21 protein-coding genes, 1 tRNA gene and 1 pseudogene are annotated in these 23,587 nt (G+C 53.0%); 8 read left to right on the plus strand and 15 right to left on the minus strand.

Features of this window, described 5'->3' with window-relative positions; all coding sequences use genetic code 11:
• Positions 1-10: 10 nt before the first annotated feature.
• The gene (locus HED22_RS02380) at positions 11-1,006 is read right to left on the minus strand and encodes a BMP family protein (RefSeq protein WP_167719017.1); all 996 of its coding nucleotides are present in this window, start codon (positions 1,004-1,006) and stop codon (positions 11-13) included.
• A 621-nt stretch (positions 1,007-1,627) separates the two neighbouring features.
• On the opposite strand from HED22_RS02380, the gene HED22_RS02385 reads away from it, so the two are divergent.
• The 3 genes from HED22_RS02385 (at position 1,628) to HED22_RS02395 (ending at position 4,643) form a co-directional block, all read left to right on the plus strand.
• Positions 1,628-3,220 (plus strand): bifunctional UDP-sugar hydrolase/5'-nucleotidase, encoded by a 1,593-nt coding sequence (locus HED22_RS02385; RefSeq protein WP_167718482.1) that lies wholly within the window; start codon positions 1,628-1,630, stop codon positions 3,218-3,220.
• 109 nt (positions 3,221-3,329) lie between these two features.
• Entirely contained in the window at positions 3,330-4,304 is a 975-nt protein-coding gene (locus HED22_RS02390) for a PfkB family carbohydrate kinase (protein ID WP_254869674.1), read from the plus strand.
• Between the two features lie 96 nt (positions 4,305-4,400).
• Complete coding sequence (locus tag HED22_RS02395; RefSeq protein WP_167718484.1) at positions 4,401-4,643, plus strand: Lrp/AsnC ligand binding domain-containing protein; 243 nt, start codon at positions 4,401-4,403, stop codon at positions 4,641-4,643.
• An 88-nt stretch (positions 4,644-4,731) separates the two neighbouring features.
• On the opposite strand, the gene HED22_RS02400 is transcribed toward HED22_RS02395, so the two are convergent.
• Positions 4,732-5,226 (minus strand): hypothetical protein, encoded by a 495-nt coding sequence (locus tag HED22_RS02400; RefSeq protein WP_167718486.1) that lies wholly within the window; start codon positions 5,224-5,226, stop codon positions 4,732-4,734.
• A 354-nt stretch (positions 5,227-5,580) separates the two neighbouring features.
• Between HED22_RS02400 and HED22_RS02405 the strand changes: the two genes are divergently transcribed.
• Complete coding sequence (locus HED22_RS02405) at positions 5,581-6,360, plus strand: GNAT family N-acetyltransferase (protein ID WP_167718488.1); 780 nt, start codon at positions 5,581-5,583, stop codon at positions 6,358-6,360.
• Positions 6,361-6,426: 66 nt separating this feature from the next.
• Positions 6,427-7,242 (plus strand): 1-acyl-sn-glycerol-3-phosphate acyltransferase, encoded by an 816-nt coding sequence (locus HED22_RS02410; protein ID WP_167718490.1) that lies wholly within the window; start codon positions 6,427-6,429, stop codon positions 7,240-7,242.
• A gap of 12 nt (positions 7,243-7,254) precedes the next feature.
• Here HED22_RS02410 and HED22_RS02415 read toward each other — a convergent pair whose 3' ends face one another.
• Both HED22_RS02415 and HED22_RS02420 read right to left on the minus strand, forming a co-directional pair.
• Positions 7,255-8,115 carry a cupin-like domain-containing protein gene (locus HED22_RS02415; protein ID WP_167718492.1) on the minus strand — a complete coding sequence of 287 codons (861 nt, stop codon included), beginning with the start codon at positions 8,113-8,115 and terminating at the stop codon, positions 7,255-7,257.
• 274 nt (positions 8,116-8,389) lie between these two features.
• Positions 8,390-8,482, minus strand: a tRNA-Ser gene (locus HED22_RS02420).
• Between the two features lie 282 nt (positions 8,483-8,764).
• On the opposite strand from HED22_RS02420, the gene HED22_RS02425 reads away from it, so the two are divergent.
• Entirely contained in the window at positions 8,765-8,986 is a 222-nt protein-coding gene (locus HED22_RS02425; protein WP_167718494.1) for a hypothetical protein, read from the plus strand.
• Positions 8,987-9,142: 156 nt separating this feature from the next.
• On the opposite strand, the gene HED22_RS02430 is transcribed toward HED22_RS02425, so the two are convergent.
• The 7 genes from HED22_RS02430 to HED22_RS02460 form a co-directional block, all read right to left on the minus strand.
• A complete protein-coding gene (locus tag HED22_RS02430; RefSeq protein ID WP_167718496.1) occupies positions 9,143-10,321 on the minus strand; it encodes an MFS transporter in 1,179 nt (392 codons plus the stop codon).
• A 50-nt stretch (positions 10,322-10,371) separates the two neighbouring features.
• A complete protein-coding gene (locus HED22_RS02435) occupies positions 10,372-11,403 on the minus strand; it encodes a GlxA family transcriptional regulator (RefSeq protein WP_167718498.1) in 1,032 nt (343 codons plus the stop codon).
• 132 nt (positions 11,404-11,535) lie between these two features.
• Positions 11,536-13,224 (minus strand): hypothetical protein, encoded by a 1,689-nt coding sequence (locus tag HED22_RS02440; RefSeq protein ID WP_167718500.1) that lies wholly within the window; start codon positions 13,222-13,224, stop codon positions 11,536-11,538.
• Positions 13,225-13,481: 257 nt separating this feature from the next.
• The gene (locus HED22_RS02445) at positions 13,482-14,075 is read right to left on the minus strand and encodes a membrane integrity-associated transporter subunit PqiC (protein ID WP_167718502.1); all 594 of its coding nucleotides are present in this window, start codon (positions 14,073-14,075) and stop codon (positions 13,482-13,484) included.
• Positions 14,072-15,751 (minus strand): intermembrane transport protein PqiB, encoded by a 1,680-nt coding sequence (locus HED22_RS02450; protein WP_167718504.1) that lies wholly within the window; start codon positions 15,749-15,751, stop codon positions 14,072-14,074. Before HED22_RS02450 ends, HED22_RS02445 begins: the two co-directional genes overlap by 4 nt.
• Positions 15,748-17,067 carry a paraquat-inducible protein A gene (locus HED22_RS02455; RefSeq protein ID WP_167718506.1) on the minus strand — a complete coding sequence of 440 codons (1,320 nt, stop codon included), beginning with the start codon at positions 17,065-17,067 and terminating at the stop codon, positions 15,748-15,750. Before HED22_RS02455 ends, HED22_RS02450 begins: the two co-directional genes overlap by 4 nt.
• A 126-nt stretch (positions 17,068-17,193) precedes the next feature.
• A complete protein-coding gene (locus HED22_RS02460) occupies positions 17,194-18,093 on the minus strand; it encodes a LysR family transcriptional regulator ArgP (protein WP_167718508.1) in 900 nt (299 codons plus the stop codon).
• Positions 18,094-18,194: 101 nt separating this feature from the next.
• On the opposite strand from HED22_RS02460, the gene HED22_RS02465 reads away from it, so the two are divergent.
• Positions 18,195-18,821: a LysE/ArgO family amino acid transporter gene (locus HED22_RS02465; protein ID WP_167718510.1), complete on the plus strand. Its 627-nt coding sequence runs from the start codon at positions 18,195-18,197 to the stop codon at positions 18,819-18,821.
• 24 nt (positions 18,822-18,845) lie between these two features.
• Here HED22_RS02465 and HED22_RS02470 read toward each other — a convergent pair whose 3' ends face one another.
• The gene (locus HED22_RS02470; RefSeq protein ID WP_167718512.1) at positions 18,846-19,424 is read right to left on the minus strand and encodes a thymidine kinase; all 579 of its coding nucleotides are present in this window, start codon (positions 19,422-19,424) and stop codon (positions 18,846-18,848) included.
• A gap of 167 nt (positions 19,425-19,591) precedes the next feature.
• Between HED22_RS02470 and HED22_RS02475 the strand changes: the two genes are divergently transcribed.
• Positions 19,592-20,146: an NADPH-dependent FMN reductase gene (locus tag HED22_RS02475; RefSeq protein WP_167718514.1), complete on the plus strand. Its 555-nt coding sequence runs from the start codon at positions 19,592-19,594 to the stop codon at positions 20,144-20,146.
• 110 nt (positions 20,147-20,256) lie between these two features.
• Here the strand turns inward: HED22_RS02475 and gatB are convergent, their stop codons facing one another.
• From gatB to gatC, 3 genes and pseudogenes are all read right to left on the minus strand, one after another.
• Positions 20,257-21,711 carry an Asp-tRNA(Asn)/Glu-tRNA(Gln) amidotransferase subunit GatB gene (gene gatB / locus HED22_RS02480; RefSeq protein WP_167718516.1) on the minus strand — a complete coding sequence of 485 codons (1,455 nt, stop codon included), beginning with the start codon at positions 21,709-21,711 and terminating at the stop codon, positions 20,257-20,259.
• 3 nt (positions 21,712-21,714) lie between these two features.
• Positions 21,715-23,170, minus strand: a pseudogene (gene gatA / locus HED22_RS02485) (Asp-tRNA(Asn)/Glu-tRNA(Gln) amidotransferase subunit GatA).
• Positions 23,170-23,460, minus strand: coding sequence for an Asp-tRNA(Asn)/Glu-tRNA(Gln) amidotransferase subunit GatC (gene gatC / locus HED22_RS02490; protein ID WP_008890773.1), 291 nt, complete (start codon positions 23,458-23,460; stop codon positions 23,170-23,172). Before gatC ends, gatA begins: the two are co-directional and overlap by 1 nt.
• Positions 23,461-23,587: the final 127 nt, after the last annotated feature.

Below are 23,587 nucleotides of genomic sequence, written 5' to 3' on the forward strand. Positions count from 1 at the left end.
GACGGCTGCCTTACATTGGGCAGGCGCTATCGCTCATGTAATCGTGTACTTCAAGGTCACCGGAAATGATTTCTTCCTTGGCCTTGGCAACGGCTGCTTTCATGTCTTCGGTGATCAGGCTTTCGTTATTTTCATCAAGCGCCCAATCTACACCGCCTTCAGCAAGACCAAGAATGGTCAGGCCCGGCTCCCAAGTATCATTGGCTGCGGCATCAAAAGATTCGTAAACGGCAACATCAACACGTTTCAGCATCGAAGTCAGGACCGACCCCGGGTGCATGCCATTCTGGTTGGAATCGACGCCAATACCAAGTTTACCCGCGTCTGCCGCAGCCTGCAAAACGCCAACACCTGTTCCGCCAGCGGCATGGTAGACAACATCCGCGCCACGGTCGAACTGTGATTTCGCCAGCTCACCGCCCTTCACCGGGTCATTCCAAGCGGAAGGCGTTGTACCAGTCATGTTCTGGAAAACTTCTGCGTCAGCATTTGCGTGTTTAACACCTTGAACGTATCCGCAAGAAAACTTCCGAATGAGCGGAATATCCATGCCACCAATAAATCCAACTTTACCGGTTTCAGATGCCATTGCAGCCAGAACCCCCACAAGGAAAGAACCTTCATGTTCCTTGAAAACGATTGACTGAACGTTTGGCAAATCGACTACCATATCAATGATAGCGAACTTGGTGTCCGGGAACTCTTTGGCCACTTTTTCCAGCGCGGATGCTTGGTTAAACCCAATAGCAACAATCGGGTTCATGCCGCGGCGCGCAAAATTGCGCATTGCCTGCTCGCGCTGAGAATCGTTCTGGATTTCAAAGTCGCGATACTCAACGCCTTTGTCTTCCTTGTACTTCTCGGCACCTGTGTATGCTGCCTGGTTGAATGAGCGGTCAAAGCGACCACCCATGTCATAAATTACCGCAGGCTCAATTTCTGCAGCCGAAGCAACACCTGCATAGCAAGCGACAGCCGCGACCACCGAGGTCAGAAGCTTTTTCATTCCGATGCCCTTCTTTGTTTGAATTCTGATTATTCTTTCCGCCAATGCCCTGTTGATTGGCGGAACTCCCTCATCGAAAACACATGTCTCGCAGCGTGAAAATACGGCTCTGGTAAACAACCAATGCAACGCTGGTGATCATGCTGCGGACGCTCATGGTAACTACAAAATATAGTGCCCTGTAAATAGCCGAACACGCAAGCCGTCGACAAAACCTGGCCGGTTGGTCAAAGTCGACCCGCCACAACCGTAACAGCATAACGCGTATCTGCGGGGTTTCCCTTAGTTTTCGGCTAAAAGGCCCGAAATCCGAACCCTGATCACTTATATTGCATTTTCTGGTTTTCGATACGCGCCAAAGGCGCAAAATCGTCGCGATTGAGCCCCACTTGGTTGAAATTGCTCCGCACCCGATTCTTCCGCAGCAATCATCTATCGGACAAAACCGCCATTCCAGAGGAAGTGTAATTTTCACCACAGCGTCACCAACCGGTCATACCGTCTCAGAAAAATTGGTGCTAGCATCCGTGCGGGGCAAAGATTTTCCGACCCATAGATGTGCATTTTGAAATATCCCGCCCCTCGGGGACAGGACGGTTTGATTGTTGTTGGAGAACAGGAATGAAAAGAACAATTGCAGGGCTGCTGTCGGCCTGCACCATGCTGACCTTTGGTGCCGGAAGCGCATTGGCCGATTACGATTTGCGTCTGATCCATACCAATGATGTTCACGACCGCATTGAGTCGGTCACGAGATATAACAATACCTGCAGTGCTGAAGATGACGCCGAGGGCAAGTGCTTTGGCGGTTATGGCCGCCTTGCAACAGCCATTCGCGACGCCCGTGCAGCGGGCGGAAATGTTCTGGTTGTCGATGCGGGCGATCAGTTCCAGGGGTCATTGTTCTATTCGACCTACAAGGGGTCACTTACCGCCGAACTGATGAACCTTGTCGACTATGACGCCATGGCTGTCGGCAACCATGAATTTGATGATGGTCCCGACGTTCTGGCGCGCTTTATCAAGAAAAGCCTGACCCCGGTTCTTTCTGCCAATATCGAGGCAACGGTTAACGACCTCAATGAACTGATCAAGCCCGAAACCATCATCACGGTTGGCGGCGAACGCATCGGCATCATTGGTCTGACAACCCCGGAAACGGCCGATATTTCAAGTGCCGGTCCAAACGTGAAATTTAACGATCTTGCGCAATCACTACAAAGTGCCGTCGATCGACTGACGGCACAGGGTATCAACAAGATTGTGGTACTGAGCCATTCGGGCTCTTACGCCGATTTTGAGTATGTCGACGACGTCACCGGTGTTGATGTGATTGTCGGTGGACATGATCATCTTCTGTTCTCGAACACCGATGACAAGGCATCCCATCCCTACCCGGTCGTCAAAAATGGTGCGGATGGAAAACCTGTTCTGATCGTTCAGGCCTATGCCTATAGCCGTTATCTCGGCGACCTGAACGTCACCTTTGATGATGCTGGTGTTGCAACGGCATGGTCCGGTGATCCAATTGCCCTTGATGCCAGCATCAAACCGGCTGCGGATGTTCTTGCCGTTATCGACAAAGCCAGCGGTCAGGTTGATGCCGTTCGCACCCTTGAAGTCGGTAGCTTCACCGCCCCCGCAGATGGATCACGTGAGATTTGCCGTCAGATGGAATGTTCCATGGGGTCATTGGTGGCCGATGCCATGCTTTGGAAAGCCGGCGATGGCTATCAGATCGCTATTCAGAACGGTGGTGGTGTCCGTGCCAGTATCGATGAAGGCACCGTTACCATGGGTGAAGTCCTGACGGTCCTGCCGTTCCAGAACGCATTGGCGACCTTCAAGCTTTCAGGTGCCGATATTGTCGCTTCGCTTGAACATGGCGTTTCAAAGGTCGATGAAGGCAAGGGTCAATTCCCGCAGGTTGCGGGCTTGAAATTTGATCTCGATCTTTCCCAACCTGTCGGATCACGCGTTTCCAATGTGATGGTTGCCGACGGAAATGACTTCGTGCCGATCGAGGCTGGCAAGATGTATGGCGTCGTCTCCAACGACTTCATGCGCAGTGGCGGTGATGGCTACGCACTGTTCCGAGATAAAGCCACCGATGTCTATGACTTCGGCCCGAACCTTGAACAGGCTGTGGCGGATTATATCGGGCTTAAGTCACCGATGACCCCGGCAACCAAAGGCCGCATCAATCTGAAATAACGGGTTTGCCGTTTGGTCGAACGAAGGAAAGGCAGTCCATGAAGGGCTGCCTTTTTTGTTTTTCTTGCCTTGATGCGCGTTTGAGGCTTATCAACGGCGCTTATAGTACATGCACGACAAAGAGCACCCGTTCTCGATGACACCTGATCCCAACATTCTTTGCTTTGGCGCTGCCCATTTTGACCGCACATTGCAATGCACCGAGACTTTCGTTCCGGCTGCGTCAAACCCGGTTCGAACATTGCATCGCAAGCCTGGTGGTGTTAGCCGCAACATTGCTGTGCATCTGCGACTTCTTGGCAACAATGTCGCAATGTTGGGCGCTGTCGGAGATGATGGTGACGGCGATCAGGTTTCTGAGGCCCTGTCGACCATAGGGATTGATACTGGTCTTCTCATGAAGATCGATGGCATGGCGACCGCAGGCTACACCGCACTTCTTGATGAAACCGGCGAGCTGGCCCTTGGTATGATGAATGCCGAGGTCTATGATTTACTGACCATTGATCGCCTTGAACCGCATTTGACAGACCTTCAGGCGCGGCCGTGGTGGTTGGTTGATGCCAATCTCCCGACAGAAAGCATCACATGGCTTGCCAAAAACAAAGGGCCGACGAAACTTTGTGCTGCCACAGTTTCGCCCAGTAAGGCTGCGCGCTTCAAACCGGTGCTTGGTGAACTTGATCTGCTGATAGCCAATCGCGCGGAGGCGCGCGTTCTGACTGGCATCGAGATCAAAGAACTTGCAGAGGCCAAGGTGGCTGTTGAACTTTTGCGTGGCAAGGGCATCACGGATGTCGTGATCACGCTTGGCGCGCAAGGAGTTGTGTCCTCTTCCTCATCGGGAACCGCATTCTGGCAGCCGCTGCCGACCAGGGTCAAGGATGTCAATGGCGCGGGGGACGCATTGTATTCGGGATTTCTGTCCGCCTACTCCAAACCGGATGCAAGTTTCGAAGCCGCCATGGCATCTGGCCTTGCGATGGCGAGCCTGACAGCAGAAACCGAAGGTACGACAGTCTGGGACCTGACACTGGATGCCGTCAAAGAACGCGCATCAAAAGCTGAAAGCAAAACCCTTTAACCTGATATGCTGTGGGGCGGCCCTGCTTGATGATTGCATGGATCATGCAACGCAGGTAGCTTGTCCTGAATTCAACATCAAACCGGAGCCGATCCGATGCATCCATTTTTCATCTTTGTGAAATGTGAACTTGGCAAAGCCTACGACGTCGCAGCAGCGCTTGTTGAAGAAGTCGAAGGCGTTTCCGAAGTCTATTCCATCTCCGGCCCGTTTGAATTGTTGGTCAAGGTATATGTTGAAGACGAGCAGGACATCGGCCGCTATGTGAATGAACAGATTCACAAGCTGGATCATATCAAGGATACCCAGACGATCATTACGTTCAATGCGTTTACCTGACGACAAAACGGCTGAAAACGAACGTGCACAAGCAAAAGCGGCGCCGATTTGGCGCCGCTTTCTTTCTGTCAGTTTCAGATCACTCGATTTAGTTCCGGGCAACGTCCCGGATGACATCAAGAATGATCTCGGTGCCCTTTTCGATCAGAACAACATCATCCCCGACAATCTGACGTAGCGCGCCGTCAGTACGCGCGGGAAGTCTCGAGATCAGATTATCAGGCAGATCACGCTTGGCAATGCCAGGCGGCAAAGTGCCGCCGCGCTCAAGCTTCATGGCAATTCCGGGCGGCAAGCCCTTGTTGCCTTTGCCCTTATTGCCCTTATTGCCCTTACCATTCTTGGCCTTGCTGTTTTTATCCTTATCACTTTCCGACTGCCCGGTCGCAACATCAAGCACATCGCGAATAATGCGTCGCTCTTCCTCGCTGAAAATGCCGCCGCCTTGAGCAAGCTCAACGATGTTATGTTCATGCTCCTGATCAGACGGATGAGACTGCGCAGGCAGCGTCTGTACAAAACTGATACCGACAAGAACAAAACCGGTCGTGATTGCTTTGGCCCAATTGGTAGTGAACGGCATAGCGACCTCTGTCATCGTGAAAACGTCTAAATTCATGTGGGCATTACGTACAAAATTACGACAAGCCCAGTGGTAACAACGTTTCATGATCGATGTTTATGCCAGGCTGCGGAAAATATTTTTCTGCATTGGTCGCAAGTCACAAGGCAGACATGGCAAATGGCGCATCGCTTCTCGGCATCAATACGGGTTGGCGGTTTGCAATCAGTGGTGATAAGCAACTACGAAAACACTGGTCGTTTGACTGCTATCATATTGTTTTTATAGACAGTTCATTATGTGATACAAATCACACTGTTTTCGCGAAACCTGCGGAAACACAGTTTGATTAGCACAACAGAATTAAAGTTTATCATGGCCACCGGTAGATTTTCTGTTCACCTTGCCGAGACACAGCAAGACCTGAAAGCGGCCCAAAAACTTCGCTTTGAGGTTTTCTTCGGCGAATTTCACGCCAAAGCAATGACCGAGCAACACTCGGCCGGTCTTGATAGCGATAAATTCGATGATGTCTGCGAACACCTTCTTGTTGTTGATAACCATAATGACAAGAAAGTCATCGCAACAACGCGCTTGCTGCTTTCCCAAAACAAACCAGCAGATCTTTCATACATTGCGCAGGAGGAGTTCTCCATCCCCCTGCTCGATGCCGTGAAGGACAACTGCATGGAAGTCGGTCGCTCCTGCGTTCACAAGGATTATCGTGACGGCAAGGCCATTCAGCTTCTGTGGCGCGGGATCACGAAACTGATCTTCAATCATGACATTCGCTACTTGTTTGGCTGTGCAAGCTTCCACGCGACAGATATTGATGATATCGCCTATGAACTGTCCTACCTGCATCATTACCAACTGGATGATACGCCTCATGTCGCGCGGGCACTCGATTATCTGTCAATGGACCGGATGCCCAAAGAGGATATCGATCCAGATGCGGCCCTTGCCCAACTGCCGCCTCTGATCAAGGCCTATTTGTCGCTGGGGGGAGTTGTTGGTGATGGGGCAGCGCTGGATTCCGATTTCAAGACGCTTGATGTCCTGATCACAGTCGATGTCGCCAAGGTTCCCGATCAATACTACAGATTCTATAAAAAGCAGGCGGACCGCCTTGATCTGACGCCGTTGAACGCGTAAATACGCGCACAATTCCGGCAAGCCCCACTTTGGGCCGCATGCATAGAGTAAGGATTTTTAAGCGCTTTGGACCAGACGGTATCCCCCACAGTCACCACACCGATTACAGCGGCACAGCACCTAAAAGCTGGAGTCAAATTTACGGTATTGATGATCTGGCTGTTTGTGCTGCTGATCCCGTTCCTGATCCTCGAGGCCCTTAAAGTCCGTGCAAGTGCACAGATCGTGCGCCTTTGGCATATCGGTGCACGCAAGATCACCGGCATTAAGGTCAAGGTTACTGGGACACCATGCAAGACCCTGCCCTTGCTGTTGCTTTGCAATCATACATCCTATCTCGACATACCGGTGATCAACGCCCTGTTCACCGTCAATTTCATTGCCAAATCCGAAGTCCGCAGCTGGCCGGGAATCGGGTTCCTTGCGCGCTGCTGCCAGACAATTTTCGTTGAACGGCGGGCAATCAAGTCCCACGAACAGATCAAGGTCCTGCGCGATAAAATTCTGCCCGACCGAAGACTGGTTCTCTTTGCCGAGGGCACAAGTACCGATGGCGGAGTTGTCCTGCCGTTTAAATCGTCACTGATGGAGTTCGTCTTTGACGAAAATATTGCCGAAGTCTGCCACGCACAACCGATGACGGTCCTTTGCCTGAAAGACACGCCAGATGGAGCGCAACCCGAGCCAGAGCGGGTTCTGTACCCGTGGTTTGACGACACCACACTTGCCTTCCATTTTTGGCGGTTCTTGGCAACTTCGGGCTGCACGGTAAAAGTCCATTTCAGTCCGAGCCGCCCGGTTTCCGAATTCGAAAACCGCAAGGAACTGACCCAGTGGGCCCATGCAGGGGTTCAAAACGGCTATGACATCATCCTGAAATAGGCGTAAGCAAAATCACGCCTTGCGCGCCCGGGCATGCGCCCAATCTTCCTTGATCTGATACCACTTTTTCTCGCCAATCATTTTGCCGAGATATTGGTCAATCACCTTAAGCTTGATGATACTGGCAAGGCCTGCTGCGCGCGCAGGCCAGGTTTCGGGCAAGGCACGCAATGTCAGACTGATCCCGGCTGTGCTGTATTCAATAAAATGCCACCAGCGGCTTGGGATAAAGATAGTATCGCCGGGTTCAAGGATGCACTCATAGCCGTGAATATCCTTAAGCCTTGGGTAACGTTCCAGATCCGGATTGCGAAAATCAATATTGCACGAAACGGTCAGCGGATGCTGATACAGCTGCCGCCCGTTTTCACTGCCATACAAGATCACGCGTTTGGTGCCTGCCATCTGGGTCAAGAAGACATGGCTGTGATCCAGGTCGTAATGGATATCAACATAGGCATCCTGTCCGCCAACAAACAGGAACGGATGATTTTTCAGGAAGGTAACGCCAAGGTCCGGATATGAAAAATCCTCGCGTAGCTGCGGCATATGCTTGAACACATTAAACAGGAACATGCGAAGCGGTGTTGGCCCTGCCTGAATAAGGTCAAGATACTCGCCAAACGGCATACTTTGGGTTGAGTCGAGATAGTCATTATCCGAATTTGCAAATGCCTCACTATAAAGTGGCACCTCAACATCGCCACAGCCCTGCTTCAGATACTCATAAGTCCATTTTTGTGATGCAGGCCAGTTTGCGGCAAAGCTGCGCATGATAACAGGACGTTTGGGCTTAAGGTATTGATCGATAAAATCTTCCCGAGTTAATTCATCCCGACGATCAATGCTCAGATAGCTCAACTGGCTCGTCATATAGGCCCCGAATGTTTTCTTGTTTTCAAGCGCACCAGAATGCCAAGGCTTTCGTCTTACCTATTTCGCCTCAAGCGTCTCAGATAGATCATAGGAAACAGTCGAAATCAAGCTAGCCGCAGCATCAGCGAGATCTACTAAGGAGCTGTTATTATTGCGATGTCGTCGCTTGGAATGATTGCCCCGTAATCAAGCAAATAAATTGCAATGCACGGTAATCTATACGCTTCGCCCTGAAACGAAAAAAGCACCCCGTCTTGGGGTGCTTTTTCACTGGCGGGCAAGGAGGGATTCGAACCCTCGATAGGGCTTGTCACCCTATACTCCCTTAGCAGGGGAGCGCCTTCAGCCACTCGGCCACTTGCCCTCTATGTCCTTGGTGTTCCCTGCGGAACGACGCCTTTCTTAAACATCGCCATGGCGCATGTCAATGCCCGAAACCGGCGTTAAGGACGTTTTCTTTTTAACAGTACTGCCAAATAAAACCCACAGCTTTTTCACCACTCTTGCCACTGCATTTCGCGGTTGAAGATCAAAAGAGTCTTCAAACCATCACACAGCTGTCACCGATTGGCAAAAAACACCTGTCATAAAGCCATTGTCGATTGGTTTTTCACCGTCATATGACGTAAATGCTGGTTGGAGAAAGATGCGTACGATCTATCAAAGCACGGATGACTTTGGTCATACCCTCCGCGCCCTGAAAATGACCAAGGAAGGTCACAACGACCCGGTTTATATGGGTCTTGTCATTCAGGACCGCGAAGTTCTGTTTCGCACCCGTGAAAACAGCTCACGTGATTTCGTTTTGCAAAAGATCAAGGAATTCGTCGCAGGTAACGCGACGTCACTGGCATCCCAACCGGCCTGATGGCCGGTTTTTTTTATTGCCACAACACAGGAACCCGCATGCAGGTTTCTGTTATCTGCAGAAGCGATACTGGCAATTTCAGTCGCGCCAGGGCGACACTCCCCGTTCGCCCTGCAACTTCACCGCCGGTCTACCGACCGGCGGTTTCTTTTGATTTCAGGCCTGAGCAGCTGATCGCGTTGCGACATATCCCCGCCACAACAAGAACAACGCCACGACCAGAACCGGAAGAACACCATAATTAACCGGGGCCCATCCCACACCAATGATCAATGCCCCACTGGCAAGCGATCCGATGGTAGCTGTGGTACTGATGCCAAGTTCCATAACGCTTTGCGCATGGCCACGCTCGGCATCATCATGTGCTTCACCCAGCATTGTTGTCCCCGCCAACAACATCATATTCCAGCCAATACCAAGCAGAAATGAGCTGATCAGGAAGGCGGAAACCGAATTATCCGACACAGCAAATGCGACGCTTATAACGAGGACAAACGCCCCGAGTGACGCTATTCGGCGCGGGCCAAACCGGTCGATCATCGGCCCGGCGAAGAAGGCAGGCAAAAACATGCCAATCAAGTGCCAACGGATAACATTGGCCGAAACATCGACGCCAAACCCGCAATATTTCATCGCAAGTGGGGTTGCCGTCATCACCAGCACCATAATCCCCTGCCCGGCAGCACTGATGGCAACCGCGCCACGAATGACAGGGCGACGCAGTAAGTTCATCATCATCGCACCACTTGACCCGACACGTTGCGGAATGCCACCGTCTGGTAGCATGATCATCAGGGATGCCCCCAAGGCCGCCAAACCGGCCAGTGCGATATAGGCACCAGCAAACGGGACCGGCAACATGTCGCGGCTGGCAACAGCGATTTCAGGGGCCACCAATGCGGCCAAAATGCCCCCACCAAGGACAAGTGCTGCGGCACGTCCTTTTTGCACTGGGGTAACGGCTTCCAACGCAGCGTAGCGGTAATAGCTGGCTGATGCCTGATAGGTGCCAATAAGTACGGGGGCAATGGCGATCAGCCAGAAAGACCCGATATAAATTCCAAACGCCATCAGCATGCCACCGACAACACCAAACAGCGCACCGACAAATAACCCCGCCCGGCGCCCCCTGGTCTGCATCATCATTGCAAGCGGATGGACAGATAGCAGGTTGCCAACCATAAGCATGCCAAGCGGAAGCGTTGCCAAAGTCGGCACCGGCGCCAACGATACCCCGACAATCGACGTCAGCGTAATCCCGATCAATGAACAGGACCAATAAAGCGCCTGGGCCAAGAAAAGCAGACGCACTGGTCCATTGGTCAGCAACAACATGTTCCCAACTCCTAAAAAATCAAACTGTGATGAAGGCCTTCAGAACCTTGTCAGGTCACCGCAATCAACGACTTCCGGGCAAAGCGTTCTGCATATTCCTGAGGGCTTACAGAAAGGTGACGTTGAAATGCCCGCCGCAATGTTTCCGGATGGCGAAAACCGCAAAGCTCAGCCACCTCTCCAATTGCAAGCGCCGCATCCTGCAACAAAGCCCGCGCGGCTTCGACACGGACGCGTTCCACGTAGCGCGCCGGGCTCATGCCCAGATCCCTGGTAAAGACACGTGAAAACGTTCGGGGTGTCATGCCCGCACGTTCTGCCAATTTCTCAAGCGACAAATCTTCGGCAATATTAGCCGGCAGCCACTCCAGCAAGCTCGTCAGTCGCGCTGTGGCCCCGGCCTCAGGAATAAGATAGGCACTGAACTGCGCCTGTCCGCCAGGCCGTTTGAGAAACATCACCAGCCTGCGCGCCACCGACAGGGCCAGGTTCCGGCCAAAATCCGCCTCGACGATCGCCAGTGCCAGATCAATACCCGCCGTGACACCAGCGGAGGTAAAGACATGCGGGTCACCATCCAATCCGGCCGGGTCATAGCTGTGAAGACGGTCCCCCATCATCTGAATGGCTGGATATTCTCGGGCCATTTGGTCACAGCGCGACCAATGCGTGGTTGCCATCTTGCCGTCCAAGACACCGGCCTCTGCCAAAATAAGTGCCCCCGAACAAATCGACCCCAGTCGCGGCACAATCGTATCCGCGACCCGCACCCAGTGAAGGATGTCTGCGTTATCACGGATCGACCAAACACCAGTCCCACCAGCAACGAAAAGTGTGTCGACACCCTTGAGGTCAAGATCCCGCCAACTGATATCGGCATACATCCGAATGCCACAGGATGTACGTACGGGCCCGCTTTCCTCAGCAACGACGAGCCCTTGGTATCCCTGCGATCGCCCAAGGGATGCCAGCTCATCATTGGCCGAGCCAAACACCTGTAGCGGCCCTATGACATCAAGACTCATGACATCATCAAAGGCATAGCAGGCGATTGTTCTGGGGGCATGGGATGTTTCCGACATCGCAGTATCTCCTTGTCATAGACACAAGATGCCGGATATCGGATTTGGCAACAATGACAAACACCCCACGAATCTTGCCAACCGGCATTCGCGGGGTGTTCAGGTTAGTCAGTGCCAAGGACGGTTTTCTTGTCAGAAACCGCTTCGCTGCAACAATGCATAGAAGTCACGAATCGTGCCTTCCTTGGTCGTCATGTCCTTGATGTCATCGACCAGCTTGTCCGTGAAGTTGGGCTGTTTGAGGTACCCAACCACCCTTTTTCGGGCCATGGCGGCAGATTTGCCTTCGATCAGGACACCACTGGAACAGAATTGCACCAGCATATAGGCGCGCTTGCGCAGATGCAGAGACGGGTTGTCAATGCGTTCGATAACCTTTTCGCGGACCAGATATTCGGCAAGGCCATCATCAAGTTTGCCCGCAATTTCAGCCTTCTGTTCGTCAGGAACGCTTGATGCGGCAAGCACATCATTCATGTGTGTGACCGTTGCCATCTTGTCACGCGGTTTCGAGTCCGGATCACAGAACGCGCGCAGAGCCCGCATGTCATTTACAGAATCGCGCATCATGTCATAGAGCTCATCGGCGAACTCTTCGACGATACCGCTGTTGGCAACCGCTATCAGCCAGGTCAGTTTGCGGAAGTTCGGGACCAGACGGCCATTGATTTCTGCAACGCCCTCGATAAGTGACCTCGGACCGCCCACGTTGCGCAGGCGCGCACCGCGTTCCGCAATCGCTTCGACCATCGGGGTGCCATAAACCACACCCTGTTCGGTGATCAGGCGATCCAGAATCCCTTCCAGCGGGTCCGGATCACTTTCGTGACGCTGCAGGTTATTTGCGCTTTTGAGCTCACGCACGATGTAATCAAACATGGCTTCCTGGCTGTTGGCCAGAAGGCCCGAACCAAACAGCGGGTTCAGAAGCTCAAGAATATCATCGGCAGCACCGCGATTGCCTTTGGCCCGACCAAGCGCAAGGTCGATATGCAAGGTCACCGCTTCGCCAAAGCTGCGCGAACTGCCCAGCAATTCCTTAAGCGCGACAGGAGAGCCAAGGATATCGGCAATCACGTCGTCAATCATCTTGCGCGCGGCTTCGTCTTTTTCATCACCCTTGACCTTAAGCGCCAGATCAAGCTTGCCAACCCAGTTACGCGTCGATGACAGCACGCGTGTCAACGCAACCATGGTCAGGAAATCGGTATCTTCGGCAAGGTTCAGGCGACGGATTTCATCGCGAACTTCGGTGATGGTGGCGTCTTCGAATGCCGGAAGGTCAACTTTCTCAACTTCGCGGGCGCGCGCAGAAAGCTGCTCAATCGCGCCATGGAGGTTGTTCATTGCCTCGATATGATCGCCCTCGGTCGCCTTGGCATGCAGCCCGGCAACCTTGTCGACCGCAGTCGGCATCAAAGTATCATGGAACATCAGCTTGCGGAGGTTCTGGTAATTATACATTACCTCGCAAGGGGTCAGAATTTCCTGTTCGAAATACTTGCGCAGCAACCGGTTGATGGTCGCGCGGCTTTCTTTCTGCAAAAGGTCGTTGTCGGTCTCGCACAAAGGGGCTTCTTCGATGGATGACACACGTACGTCATCATCCTGATCCTCGCCTGCACCTTCTTTTTCGAGAAGTACCTTTTCGATATGACGACCGTCGCCGCGTTCCCAGTTACGAATAACGCGGACGGCAGAGATCTTGGTTTTCACAAGCTTTTCAGCTTCTGTAACCGCGTCCTTTTCGACATCGAATGTCGAATGGATTATCCAGCGATCCCCACGCTGGACCATAACTTCAAATGTCGTATCCGACATAACGCGCTCTGGCTCCCTAACTTCCTGTTTGGGCGGCATGTGTTTGCCGTTTAACTAGTCAGGCGCGTGTCCCAATTTTTTATATTTATTCTTCTTTATAAAGCAAATCGGGGTATTAAAACAACAGTTGGATGACCCCGCTTCATATACTTCCGTCGATTTCTTTAGATTTTTCTGAAATTCCCAAGCCTTTTGGCCGGAAAACCCGTTCAGTATCAACCGTAAAGCTCACCTGAAAATTTCGGCGCGCCCACAGGTCATGGGATTTGCCCTGCGATTTCGGAACTCAGATCAGCCAAAAGACTGCTCATGGCGATGACGGTGCCTTCGATCGTCGCTTCATTTGGTGTGCTTGTCTTGTTGTACTTGGCTGCACGAACGATGCCGCCCCGCTCGAAATCGACCAGCTTCCAGCGCGCGGTCAACATGACCTTGCCATCGGCCTGGCGTTCAAACCGGTCAATATCAACGACAACCTGCCATTTGACCTGATCACGGGAATTCCATGGAAAGACTTCCAATCGCGAAGCCACACCCACCCTGTCCAGATTATCCATCACAACACGGTTGATGTTCTCGCCAAGCGGCTCCGCCCAACGATACCCGGAATTAACCTCGGGCCGGTTGGCTGCACTGCGTGTGATGATGGTTGATCGGTCGAGATAACTCGGAATGGTCACCGGCCCGACCCCGATAACGGATGCGCTCGCTGAAGCCGGAACGGGCTGCACCAAAGGAGACAGCAGATAGTACTGATCCGGAACCGATGGCGATGCGCACGCCGCCAAGATCGGTGCGACAAGCAGCAACATGTATCTGGACATTATTTTTTGAACTGTCTGTCGCATCATTCATCCTCTTCCGGTCTGCTTTTGCCAAGGATCAGCGCACTCGGGTTCTGTTCCAGGAAATCGGTAAGTTCACGTAAAGAGCGCGCGGTCGCTCCAAGCTCTTTAAGCGCCTGTTCAAGGTTGTAACGCACCGGAGATGTCGGCGCGGTAACGTCGCGCACGCCACCCAAGGCTTCACGCGCGGCATCAAGTGCCGTTTGGGTTGCGGGCAACACACTGGCATCAAGATTGGTAACCAACGTACTGATCCCTGCTGCGGCCTGCTGGAGGCTGACCATGCCGTTATTCAGCGCTGGCGAAGTCACGATATTTTCCATCCCCTCAACAGTCCCAAGCAAACGGATGCCAATCTCTTCAATCGGGAAGGTTTCAACCTTTTCCAGAAGACTGGTGAGCGAATTGGCGATCTCGTCGAGCTTCTGCGGCAATGTCGGCAGTTCCGGCAGCTTGCCCTGCTCATTCCCAAGGTAGCGTGCCGGAGAGACCGGATGCATCGACAGATCAACAAACAATTGACCAGTGATAAAACTACCTGTCTTCAGACGGCCGCGCAGACCATTGTCAATCAGGGTTTCAATGGTTTCCTGCGGATCAACATCGCCCAGTCGGCCACCGACAATACTGACACGCTCAGGTTCAAGTGTTACTTCAACAGGAACCCGGAAAGACCTTTGATTTACGACATATTCCAGGTCAACACTTTCGACTGTACCGACACGGATGCCGTTGAACTCCACCGGTGCGCCGCGCGATAAACCGCGCACAGATGAATCGAAATAAAGCATGTATCGCTGGCTATATCCTTCGGCTAGCAGCTCGGCCTTTTCAAGGCTTTCATGCAGCCGGAATACCGTATCTGCCGCGGCCATTTCGTCACTTTCATGCCCCGCTGGCGTATAGAAATTGATGCCACCTGCCAAGACAGAGCGCACTGATTGCGCCCGAACTGAAAAACCTTCTGCGTTCAGGTCAAGCGCAATACCGCTTGAATCCCAAAACCGCGTCTGACGCTTGACGAGCGCATCGAACGGTTTGCGCACAAATACCGGAATGGAAACACCGTCAGCATTGGCATCAAGCTCGGTATCAAGAACTTCGCCCACTTCAACCCCGCGCAACAGAACCGGCGTTCCCTCCCCCAGAGATCCAAGCTCTTCGGCTTCGAGGACGAAACGTGTGCCGTCTTCCTCGTTTGGAACGAATTGGGGTTCTTCCTCCCCAACAAAGTTGCGGGCCTTCTCGCCGGTTTTGTCTGGAACAACTTCGATGTAGGCCCCTGACACAATGGTTTCGAGGCCGGTGATACCCCGCGCGCTTACCCGGGGGCGCACGACCCAGAACCGTGTCTTGTCCGTCAGATAATCTCTGAAGTCGGCATTCATGCGGATCGTCAGAACGACATGTTCCAGATCATCGGCAAGATTGATCGCCGTTACCTGACCGACATCAACATCGCGGTAGCGTACAGCGGTCTTGCCAGCCGACAGCCCTTCTGCCGCCTCAAAACTGACTGTAATTTCAGGGCCCTTTGACGCAATGTCACGCCAAAGCAGCCATCCCCCGACAATCAAGGCCACCAACGGCACCAGCCAGATGATCGAAAACCGTCCCCAACCCTTTCTGACGTCCGGCTTTTCCGGTGTTTGGTCCGTTTCAGAACCATTCACGTCATTCATGATGGAACCCCCTGTTTGTCCCCGCGGCCTTGATCATTCCCATCAGGCCCAGCCTGTTTTGCATTTTTCATTCCGGCACGATCCCACATCAGGCGTGGATCAAATGCCATAGCCGACAACATGGTCAAAATGACCACCCCGCAAAACGCAACAGCCCCAAATCCGGGCTGTACCGAGGCAATGTTACCAAGTTTTACCAGTGCCGCCAAAATGGACACCATAAACACATCAACCATCGACCAGCGTCCGACAAGTTCGGTGATACGATAAATAAGTGTGCGCTCCTTAAGCGGACCGGCCAAACCAATGGCCGTCGCCAGATAAACCCAACCCAACAAGATGATTTTTATGATGGGCACCAAAATGCTTGCCGTAAAGACAACAATGGCAATCGGCCATTCCCCGGCACCGACCAGTTCACTGACGCCTGATAAAATCGTGTCGGCTTCGGTTCGGCCAAGATATGTCACCGTCATGATGGGAAAGACATTGGCGGGTATATACAAAATGACGGCCGCAACAAGTAACGCCCAAGCCCGGGACAGACTTCTTGGCTTGCGATGATGCACCATATCTCCGCAACGCGGACAACGGGCGTGTTCCTTGTCCCTGCTGTCGACGACCATTGCACAGGTATGGCAGGTCAAAAGCGTCCTGGTGCTCTGATCCGCACTGTTTTGGGTCTTGATATCCGTGGCTTCCGGATAAGACAGACCGGTCGGTGCCAAACGCCGCCAGACATAGCGTGGATCAAGTGTGATATTCATCAACAAAACCGTCGGGATCAGACAACAGATGGCAAAAAAGGCGGGACCGGCAATGACTTCGGCGTAGTCGGTTAGTTTGGTCAGTGCGACAAGCAACCCGATCAGAAAAACATCCAGCATCGACCATGGCCGTATCATCGCAAGAATCCGCCAAAGCTGCTGCATGCCGGGCATTCGCCTGTTGAATGTGATCGGCAACAAGACATAGATGTGTGCAAGGATCAAAAACAACGGAGCGATCATGGATGTCACCGCAACCATGATGGCAAGAAACGGAAACCCTTCCCGCCAAAACGTCAAAACACCACTGCCCAGTGTGTTGGTTTCAACCCGCCCTTCCATGGCAAAGGTCAACAGAGGATAACTGTTGGCAATCAGGAACAACAGAAAGGCGGTCACCGCCAACGCCAACGGTTTGTCAAAGCGTGCCTGCGCTGCACTGTACAGGGGTGATCCGCATCGTCGGCAATAGGCAACGCTGCCCGCCGGGATATCCTCCTCGACATGGAGATAGTCGCAATGTTCACAGGCGATCAGTCGATGAGACATTGTTTTCCTGTTTTTACAATCCGTTATACGGACTGGCTGGCAAATCAAAGTAAGCGCCAATTTCGCCAGCAAGTCAAATCACGGTCCAGTCGAAACCGGGCAAAGCAATGTCATCGTGCTTTGCCGTTACGCCGTTATTTCCGGCAGATGACGACGCGCCTCCGCCAGAACGATCTCGTTTACCTGGTCGAGCAATCGGCTGTTGATGGTTTTGTGATGCCAGTAGAGTGGACGATCAATCTCGTACGGACAGGGTCGGATCAACTTTCCACTCTTAAGGGCCTCTTCGGCCTGATGTTGTTCAACCACGGCATAGGCCACGCCCTGCTCTGCCAGTGTGACAAACCCTTGTGAGCTTGGCACCGTATGGGCCGGGAATTCACCGGGATTAAGCCCGAAATACTGATGAAGAAACTGATTTTGCAGTTCGTCATGTTCGGAAAAATTCACCGCTGGACAGGCCTTCAAGGCATCCGCCGTAACGCCATTTCTGAAATAGCGTTCGTTAAACGCGGGCGAAACCACCATCACATAGCGCATAAGTCCCAATGACCGTACACGACATCCTTGAATGGGCGTATCGCGCAGGCTTACTGCCCCCAAGACATTGCCTTCCTGAAGCGACTGGTGATTAAGCGACTCATCCTCGACAACCAGATGCACAAGAAGTCCAAGCTTTTCAAACAGGACTTTCGGCACATTAGCAAACCAGGTCGCCAAACTATCGGCATTCACAGCAAGAGTTACCTCACCAAAGCCGCCCTCGGCCTGCAGATCAGGAAGTTCGTCACCAAGATCCTGTTCGAGTAACCGGACACTTTGATAATGCGCAAGCAGCCTTTGCCCAGCAGCCGTCGCCGCAATCGGCTTGGAACGCACAATAAGCGGTTGACCAAAACGTTCTTCCAGCAATTTGACCCGCTGGGAAACCGCCGACTGGGTCAATCCCAGAGCACGCGCAGCTTTTTCAAAGCTGCCAAACCGGATGACCTCAGCGCAGGCTTGAATGAGCTTGTAATCCAGCATGATCAATCATAATTTTTTCTAATCCAGCTTAAGTATAATTCGATTTTCTTAAATCTGAAAGCTGCTATCAACGACGAACCATCACACAGGAACGTCACGGAATGCTTTTAACATTTGTCACCGGATTTGGCCTTGGCGGCGGGCTAATCATTGCGATTGGCGCGCAAAACGCGTTTGTTCTCGGTCAGGGATTGCGACGAAATCATCCGGTGATGGTGGCTTTGGTCTGTGCACTGTGTGATGCCGTTCTGATTGCAGCCGGTGTTGCAGGGCTTGGAACTCTGATTGCCGCCTACCCGCTTCTGACCAAGATTGCAGCCTGGGGCGGCGGTGCCTTTCTGATTTGGTATGGCTTGGCGGCCCTCAAACGGCTGTTTGAAACCGAAACACTTTCTGAAGAAGCAATCTCGAAAACCGGTTGGAAAGCAGTTCTTGGCACCACCTTGGCGGTCACGCTGTTAAATCCGCATGTGTATCTTGATACCGTCGTCATGCTCGGCGGTATTGGCGGGCAATACCCGGCCGATGCAAGACTTGGCTTTGCACTTGGTGCGATGAGTGCCAGTTTTGTGTGGTTCTTTGCTATCGCTCTGGGGGCTGCATGGCTCGCGCCCTATGTCGCACGTCCAATCACCTGGAAGATTGTTGATGGCATTACATGCGGCGTGATGTGGCTGGTGGCCTATAGCCTGCTAGCGCCGGAAATACGTGCTCTTATGGCTGGTTAGCGCCAATCGGTCCAGATATGGCGCCTATTCGCCCATTGCTTCCTTGAAATGACGTCGGCAGACCGGGACATAGCGGTCATTTCCGCCGATTTCGACCTGGGCGCCTTCAAGAACAGGTTTGCCATCCTCATCCACCCGCAAAACCATGCCAGCTTTGCGTCCACAATGGCAGATGGTTTTCAGCTCATTGAGCTTATCTGCCCATGCCAAAAGCCATTTGGAACCTTCAAACAGCTCCCCCTGAAAATCGGTCCGGATGCCATAGCACAATACAGGGATACCATGGATGTCTGCGATATCAGAAAGTTGCCAGACCTGTTCCTTTGACAGGAATTGCGCCTCGTCGATCAGCACACAATCAACCTTGCCTTTTTCGACCTGTTCAAGGATCAGTGCACACATATCTGTTTCACCGTCAAACAGCAGTGCCGGGGCTTCCAAACCAATACGAGAAGCGATTTTTCCTTCACCAAACCGATCATCGAACGCCACCGTCATCAGCAACGTTTCCATGCCCCGTTCACGGTAATTGAAGCTTGCCTGAAGCAGCGTGGTCGATTTACCCGCATTCATCGACGAGTAATAGAAAAACAGATTGGCCATGAATCCCCCTGAACATCGTCAAAGGGACATAGCCGATCAATCGACAATGATCAATATGGCTGTTTGATGCGACAAACACCCAGACGCCAATGATGATGTCGGTCCCTTGTTTACCTATGCGCCCCGGCTGTGGCACCATCGGCCTCAAATCAACACAGGCATGGGTCATGACGGTTAAAATCATCGCACTTTGTGGCAGCCTGCGTGCCGCCTCCATCAACAAAACCCTGTTGCAAGCAGCCTGTAAAGTGGCACCAAAGCATGGTGCGGAGCTCAGCCTGTTTGATGGTCTTGGTCGTCTGCCGATTTTCAACCCGGATAACGAGGACACCCCAAACAACGCTGTGTCGGATTTTCGCAACGCGTTGCAGGGTGCAGATGCCATCCTGATCGCCAGCCCCGAATATGCCCATGGCGTAACCGGGGCGATCAAGAACGCCCTTGATTGGGTGGTTGCCAGTGGCGAGTTCATGCAAAAGCCTGTTGCTGCCTTGAACGCATCCGGGCGGGCAACGATTGCACAGGCTGCCCTGATCGAAACCATCCGAACCATGGATGCCCGTATTATTGATCGCGCATGCGCAACCATCCCATTGAACGGCAAGAACTTCGGGGTTGATGACATTCTGCACGATCCAGAAAGCCGCACAAAACTTGACGATGCGCTTGGCTTTCTGGTCGCAGCCACCACCAAAGATGCTTCATCGGCATACACTGACTAAACCGGATCACTGGTGGCTTTGGTGATGGGGCCATAATCAAGACTTGCTAATCCTCACACAAAAAAAAGCCGCCCAAACGGGCGGCTTTTTCTTTGGTCTGATGATTACAATCAGCCGAGGATTTTGTCGCGCAGCAGCTTGTTAACCATGCCCGGGTTGGCCTTACCACCCGTGGCTTTCATGACCTGCCCGACAAACCAGCCAAGCATCTTTTCCTTGCCACCTTTGATCTCCTCGACCTTGTCGGGGTTGGCGGCGATAACTTCGTCAATCGCGGTTTCAATCGCACCGGTATCGGTGATCTGCTTCAGACCTTTTTCCTCGACGATCTTTTCCGGATCGCCGCCAGTTTCGATCATGATTTCAAAGACATCCTTGGCAATACGGCCAGAAATGGTGTCATCAGAAATCAGATCGATCAGCTTGCCAAGGTTTTCAGCCGTAACCGGGCTGTCGGCAATACCGACTTCTGCCTTGTTCAGCGCACCGAACAGGTTGGTGATCACCCAGTTCGCAGCAAGCTTGCCATCACGGCCCTTGGCAACGACTTCGTAGTAATCAGCCTTTTCCTTCTCGGCGACAAGAACACCGGCATCATATGCCGACAGGCCGTTTTCACGCATGAAGCGGGCCTTTTTCTCATCCGGCAATTCCGGCAGTTCTTTTTCGATTTCCGACACGAACGCATCATCGAACACCAGCGGCAGCAGGTCAGGATCCGGGAAATAGCGATAATCATGTGCCATTTCCTTGGAACGCATCGAACGGGTTTCACCCAGACGCTGATCATACAGGCGGGTTTCCTGATCGATGGTGCCACCACCTTCGATGACTTCGATCTGACGTTTTGCCTCGATCTCGATCGCCTGCATCACGAAACGGATGGAGTTGACGTTCTTGATCTCGCAACGGGTGCCAAAGCCCTCGCCCGGACGACGGACAGAAACGTTGGCATCACAACGCATGGAGCCTTCGTTCATGTTGCCATCGCACGTCCCGAGATAGCGCACAATCGCACGCAGCTTGGTCAGATACGCACCGGCTTCTTCTGGCGAACGGATATCAGGCATGGAAACGATTTCCATCAGCGCCACACCAGAACGGTTCAGGTCGATATGCGAATATTTCGGGTCCTGGTCATGCATCGACTTACCGGCATCCTGTTCAAGGTGCAGGCGCTCGATACCAACCGATTTGGTCGAACCATCGGGCATATCGAGAATGATCGTGCCTTCACCGACAATCGGCTTGTCGAACTGCGAAATCTGATAGCCCTGCGGCAGATCGGCATAGAAATAGTTTTTGCGGGCAAAAACGCTTTCCTTGTTGATCTTGGCCTTAAGACCCAGACCGGTTTTCACCGCCTGACGCACGCATTCTGCGTTCACGACCGGAAGCATGCCCGGCATGGCCGCATCAACGAGGCTGACGTTCGAGTTCGGTTCATTACCAAACTTGGTCGATGCACCGGAAAACAGCTTGGAATTGGAAATTACCTGACAGTGAACCTCCAGACCGACAACAATTTCCCACGGGCCGGTTGAACCTTCAAGAATATAGGTCATGGATCAGCCCTCCTGCCCGGCAGGTTTTGCAGTAAAGTTGGCCGCGCTTTCCAGCACGCCCCCAACACGCAGAACGGTTTCTTCATCAAACGGCTTGCCGATCAGCTGTAGACCCAGCGGCAGTCCTTCGGCTGAGAGGCCGGTCGGCAAGGCTTGCCGGAACGGTAAAGACGTCATTGAGATACATCTTGACCGGATCGCCTTCGTTTTCACCAATGGCAAAGGCCGCAGATGGCGCGGTCGGCGTCAGGATCGCATCAACCTGACCAAATGCACCTTCAAAGTCCTGATAAATACGACGGCGAACCTTGAGCGCCTTGTTGTAATAGGCGTCATAGTAACCAGCCGACAGCACATAGGTACCGATCATGATACGGCGCTGGACTTCCTTGCCAAAGCCAGCAGCACGCGACTTCATGTACATGTCATCAAGGCTGTCGCCCTCGTCCATGACACGCTGGCCATAACGCAGGCCGTCGTATCGTGCGAGGTTCGAGGATGCCTCTGCCGGGGCAACGATGTAATAGGTTCCAAGCGCGTATTTGGTGTGCGGCAAGGTCACATCGACCACCTCAGCACCGGCATCACGCAGCATGGCGACACCTTCGTCCCACAGCTTGCTGATTTCTTCGGGCATGCCATCGACACGGTATTCTTTGGGAATACCGATCTTCATACCACGAATGTCGCCGCTAAGTGCGGCTTCGAAATCCGGAACGGCGATCGGGGCAGACGTGCTGTCCTTGGCATCATGACCGGCCATCGAACCCAGCATGATCGCTGCGTCGCGCACGGTTTTGGTCATCGGGCCAGCCTGATCAAGTGAGCTTGCAAAGGCAACAATGCCCCAGCGCGAGCAACGGCCATAGGTCGGTTTCATGCCGACGATACCACAATAGGACGCCGGCTGACGGATCGAACCGCCGGTATCAGTACCGGTGGCGGCAAGCGCCATGTCCGCAGCAACAGCCGCCGCAGAACCACCCGACGAACCACCCGGAACCAGATCCTTGCCGGATTTGTCTTTCCACGGGTTAACCACGTTACCGTAATAGGACGAGGTGTTCGACGAACCCATGGCGAACTCATCAAGGTTCGCCTTGCCCAGCATCACAGCACCATTGCCAAACAGATTGCTGGTAACGGTGGATTCATATTCCGGCTTGAAACCTTCGAGGATGTGCGAGGCCGCCGTGGTCTGCACGCCTTCGGTGCAGAACAGGTCTTTGACGGCAATCGGCAGGCCTTCCATCTTGCCCGCATCGCCCTTGGCGCGCTTGGCATCGGATGCCTTGGCCATTTCCATGGCCTTTTCTGGGGTTTCGGTGATGTACGCATTCAGATTGCGATGTGCGTCCATCGATTTCAGGTGTGCTTCGGTCAGCTCGACCGAGGTATAATCACCCTTTGCAAGCCCGTCGCGGGCTTCTGCAAGTGTCAGCTTTGTCAGATCAGTCATTATTCAACCACCTTGGGCACAACAAAACAGCCAGCATCGGTCATCGGTGCGTTTGACAGCACTTTTTGCTGGATATTGCCATCGGTGACTTCGTCCTTGCGCAGCGGCAGGGTCAGATCGGCAACAGATGTCAGCGGCTCGCAGCCTTCAACATCGACTTCTTGCAGTTCCTCGACAAAATCGAGGATACGGGTCAGATCTCCCGCCAGTTCGGAAAGGCCTTCTTCCGACACGTTGATACGTGACAGATAGGCAATACGGCGAACTGTTTCCTTATCCAAAGACGACATGGATGAAAGCCTCTCTTAAGGAATGACAAAAACCCGGCAGACAGAACTCTGCCGGAACGTGAATTACAGCGCGGAAACTAGCACCCCGCCGCCCCTGCCGCAAGGGTTGGAAGCAATGAACAGCGCC

This window comes from Thalassospira sp. HF15, from assembly GCF_011806525.1.
Lineage (GTDB): Bacteria > Pseudomonadota > Alphaproteobacteria > Rhodospirillales > Thalassospiraceae > Thalassospira.

What these genes read in the sequence shown, in the direction of transcription:
- HED22_RS02380 (WP_167719017.1), bottom strand. Translation starts at nt 1,006, where the DNA reads ATGAAAAAGCTTCTGACCTCGGTGGTCGCGGCTGTCGCTTGCTATGCA.
- HED22_RS02385 (WP_167718482.1), top strand. Translation starts at nt 1,628, where the DNA reads ATGAAAAGAACAATTGCAGGGCTGCTGTCGGCCTGCACCATGCTGACC.
- HED22_RS02390 (WP_254869674.1), top strand. Translation starts at nt 3,330, where the DNA reads ATGCACGACAAAGAGCACCCGTTCTCGATGACACCTGATCCCAACATT.
- HED22_RS02395 (WP_167718484.1), top strand. Translation starts at nt 4,401, where the DNA reads ATGCATCCATTTTTCATCTTTGTGAAATGTGAACTTGGCAAAGCCTAC.
- HED22_RS02400 (WP_167718486.1), bottom strand. Translation starts at nt 5,226, where the DNA reads ATGCCGTTCACTACCAATTGGGCCAAAGCAATCACGACCGGTTTTGTT.
- HED22_RS02405 (WP_167718488.1), top strand. Translation starts at nt 5,581, where the DNA reads ATGGCCACCGGTAGATTTTCTGTTCACCTTGCCGAGACACAGCAAGAC.
- HED22_RS02415 (WP_167718492.1), bottom strand. Translation starts at nt 8,115, where the DNA reads ATGACGAGCCAGTTGAGCTATCTGAGCATTGATCGTCGGGATGAATTA.
- HED22_RS02425 (WP_167718494.1), top strand. Translation starts at nt 8,765, where the DNA reads ATGCGTACGATCTATCAAAGCACGGATGACTTTGGTCATACCCTCCGC.
- HED22_RS02430 (WP_167718496.1), bottom strand. Translation starts at nt 10,321, where the DNA reads ATGTTGTTGCTGACCAATGGACCAGTGCGTCTGCTTTTCTTGGCCCAG.
- HED22_RS02435 (WP_167718498.1), bottom strand. Translation starts at nt 11,403, where the DNA reads ATGTCGGAAACATCCCATGCCCCCAGAACAATCGCCTGCTATGCCTTT.
- HED22_RS02440 (WP_167718500.1), bottom strand. Translation starts at nt 13,224, where the DNA reads ATGTCGGATACGACATTTGAAGTTATGGTCCAGCGTGGGGATCGCTGG.
- HED22_RS02445 (WP_167718502.1), bottom strand. Translation starts at nt 14,075, where the DNA reads ATGATGCGACAGACAGTTCAAAAAATAATGTCCAGATACATGTTGCTG.
- HED22_RS02450 (WP_167718504.1), bottom strand. Translation starts at nt 15,751, where the DNA reads ATGAATGACGTGAATGGTTCTGAAACGGACCAAACACCGGAAAAGCCG.
- HED22_RS02455 (WP_167718506.1), bottom strand. Translation starts at nt 17,067, where the DNA reads ATGTCTCATCGACTGATCGCCTGTGAACATTGCGACTATCTCCATGTC.
- HED22_RS02460 (WP_167718508.1), bottom strand. Translation starts at nt 18,093, where the DNA reads ATGCTGGATTACAAGCTCATTCAAGCCTGCGCTGAGGTCATCCGGTTT.
- HED22_RS02465 (WP_167718510.1), top strand. Translation starts at nt 18,195, where the DNA reads ATGCTTTTAACATTTGTCACCGGATTTGGCCTTGGCGGCGGGCTAATC.
- HED22_RS02470 (WP_167718512.1), bottom strand. Translation starts at nt 19,424, where the DNA reads ATGGCCAATCTGTTTTTCTATTACTCGTCGATGAATGCGGGTAAATCG.
- HED22_RS02475 (WP_167718514.1), top strand. Translation starts at nt 19,592, where the DNA reads ATGACGGTTAAAATCATCGCACTTTGTGGCAGCCTGCGTGCCGCCTCC.
- gatB (WP_167718516.1), bottom strand. Translation starts at nt 21,711, where the DNA reads ATGACCTATATTCTTGAAGGTTCAACCGGCCCGTGGGAAATTGTTGTC.
- gatC (WP_008890773.1), bottom strand. Translation starts at nt 23,460, where the DNA reads ATGTCGTCTTTGGATAAGGAAACAGTTCGCCGTATTGCCTATCTGTCA.